The sequence below is a fragment of the Komagataeibacter oboediens genome (assembly GCF_003207815.1).
Taxonomy (GTDB): domain Bacteria; phylum Pseudomonadota; class Alphaproteobacteria; order Acetobacterales; family Acetobacteraceae; genus Komagataeibacter; species Komagataeibacter oboediens.
On sequence record NZ_NKTX01000146.1, the window covers coordinates 1 to 2,548 of the forward strand.

The 2,548-nt window shown below is 61.3% G+C and carries 2 protein-coding genes and 1 pseudogene; 2 read left to right on the top strand and 1 reads right to left on the bottom strand.

Translation table 11 applies throughout. The features are described from left to right. Positions 1-381: ATP-binding protein (locus CFR80_RS17635; protein WP_181418227.1), on the top strand; the 381-nt coding region annotated here is incomplete at its 5' end. Between the two features lie 130 nt (positions 382-511). Here CFR80_RS17635 and CFR80_RS20045 read toward each other — a convergent pair. Further along, positions 512-1,093, bottom strand: a pseudogene (locus tag CFR80_RS20045) (alpha/beta hydrolase); the annotation flags it as partial. 888 nt (positions 1,094-1,981) lie between these two features. On the opposite strand from CFR80_RS20045, the gene CFR80_RS17645 reads away from it, so the two are divergent. Further along, positions 1,982-2,548 (top strand): MFS transporter (locus tag CFR80_RS17645; protein ID WP_146221704.1); only part of this gene is annotated, 567 nt, incomplete at its 3' end.

The following is a 2,548-nucleotide window of genomic DNA, read 5'->3' on the forward strand; positions in this document are numbered from 1 at the left end:
GCCATTGGCCGGAGCTGCATCCGCACAGGTCGGCGTGGCCGGTTCTTCAACGTGGTGGACCTGGTCAACCGGCTTGAGGCTGACAGTCGGGCGGCAAGGGCGGGTCGGCTGGCCGAACAACTCGGCCGACTGGACTTTGTCATCCTCGACGAACTGGGATACCTGCCCTTTGCCCAGTCTGGCGGACAGTTGCTGTTCCATATGATCAGCCGCCTTTATGAACAGACCTCGGTCATTGTCACCACGAACCTGTCCTTCGGTGAATGGGCCAGTGTATTCGCCGACGCCAAGATGACCACGGCACTGCTCGACCGTCTGACCCATCACTGCGACATCATCGAGACAGGGAACGAAAGCTGGCGGTTCAGGAACCGTAACTGAACCTCTCTCCAGATCCATACCTGCCCCGGCCTGTCTCCTTACGCCTACGGCTTCAGGAGACAGGCCGGGCCTTCAACAGGGGGTTAATATTGCATGCCGATCAGGGGTTATTTTTGAGTGCCGATTGACAGGCACTGAAGACCGTCTCCCGGCTACCGCCCATGACAGACACGGATTCCGTCAGCACGACACCGGCAATGCTGCCAGCTGGCGCATGCGCCGCACCATTTACGGCAGCGATTGTTCCCTGACTTGTGCCCAGCAGGAAAACAGGTCCTGATCCCTGCTGGCGCGCAAGGGCGACAAGTCCCCCCACGACGCGCGCATAGGCCGGTGACGCGCGATGTCCCCTGAGGTTGGCATGATCGGACGTATCGGGAATGAGAACGGCATAACCCCGCCTGTTCCACAGTTCCCGCGTCCGTACGACAAAATTGTCACCGTGGCGGATGCGTCCATCGTGCCCAAGTCCGATGTCACCCGCCCCACCGGGTAACATGACGATGGTCCCCCTAGGGCTGGCCGGGGTGGCAAAAAGCACACTCAGCCGTTCACCATCATTCAGGGACAGGTTGAAAACCCGCTCGTCCCGGCCATGGTCCGTGGCAATGGCTGGCGTGCCCCGCCCATCATGGTCCTGCGCGAAAGCCACTGTGGGCTGGGCTGCAAGGCAGAACAGGATCGCAACCATGGTGCGCAGGCATGTCCGCATCGGGGCTCTCAGCAGTTCGGGGCAGGGGAATGACGGTCGTCGTGGAACAGTCCGGCACGCCAGTCGCGCTCGACGCACCCATGACGACATCCGCAGGTTCGCGGGGGAAACGGAGGGGGGAGCAAAAATCATACCGGGCGTCCCGCCTGCGTTCCCGTCCTGATACTGCACGTTACATGGTAGCGGGGTACCCGGGCAATGCCCAGCCCCGTCGGGAACACTCGAACCATGGTACTGCGTCACGGCGGGAGTTGTGCAAAGACGGTCCGGTTGGTTTTATGGCTTGTGCTGGAAACGGACTGATCGGGGACTTGTCCGATATCGCAATAGCCGCCAGGTCTGTATGTGCCCCCCGTCCAGCAATCTTCCTGTGGCATTGTCTTTCCGCGAACAGCAGTGCACCGGTATTGAAATTGAGCCGCGTGCCTGTTGGATCATGGTTCGAGTGCCACAGCAGGTCCTGCGCATTGACCGCTACCCGTGCCCTGGCACCGACCAGAACATATGGACCCGCTGCCTTCACAGCCTGCACGCTGCGGCCTGCGCATGCCCTTTCCTGCGCCAGCCGGGACCACTCCGGCATTCGGTTGCGAACCTGCCCGGCCTCCACTCCCGACCGGCAGGGCGGGCGGCATGGGGCCTGAACGGCATATGACCGTTACATACCCTGCCAGATGAACGACATGGCAAAATGTTTTGACATCGCATTGTTCCGCGTGCCAATAAAGACGACAGGACAGCTTTCCCATCGGTTCGTTCATCAATGGCGGTGAGCGGCAGGAAAACTGCAGAATCGGTCACGACGATACCCGGACGGCCAACGATGGTCTCCGTGCCTGAAAAAGGCGTCTCCATCCATATCGCATGATGGGGACAGGATGCGATGACGTGGACAAAGGATTTCTAAAGGCCGGAAACCCGCGCACCCTGCTCGCGGCATTCCTTTATTTCGATGTCTCCTTCATGGTGTGGGTCCTGCTTGGCCCTCTGGGCATTTCCATTGCCCATGACCTGCATCTGAACGCAGGCCAGAAGGGACTGCTGGTGGCCACGCCCGTTCTGGCGGGTGCGCTGCTGCGTGTACTCGCGGGCGCGCTGGTCGATCACTTCGGGCCACGTCGGGTTGCGATTGGCGCCCAGATTCTTGTTATCGCCGGGCTGTTCCTGACATGGGTGATCGCGCCACACAGCTATGGCGCACTGTTCGGGGTTGCACTTGTGCTGGGCGTCGCCGGGGCGTCGTTCGCGATTGCGCTGCCGCTGGCCTCGGCATGGTATCCGCCACAATATCAGGGCACGGCGCTGGGTATTGCCGGGGCCGGCAATTCCGGCACGGCGCTTGCCTCGCTGTTTGCGCCTGGCCTGGCCGTGCTTTATGGCTGGGTCAATGTGCTGGGGCTGGCAACGCTGCCACTGACCGCCGTGCTGGTCGCCTTTATATTTCTGGCCAGTGAA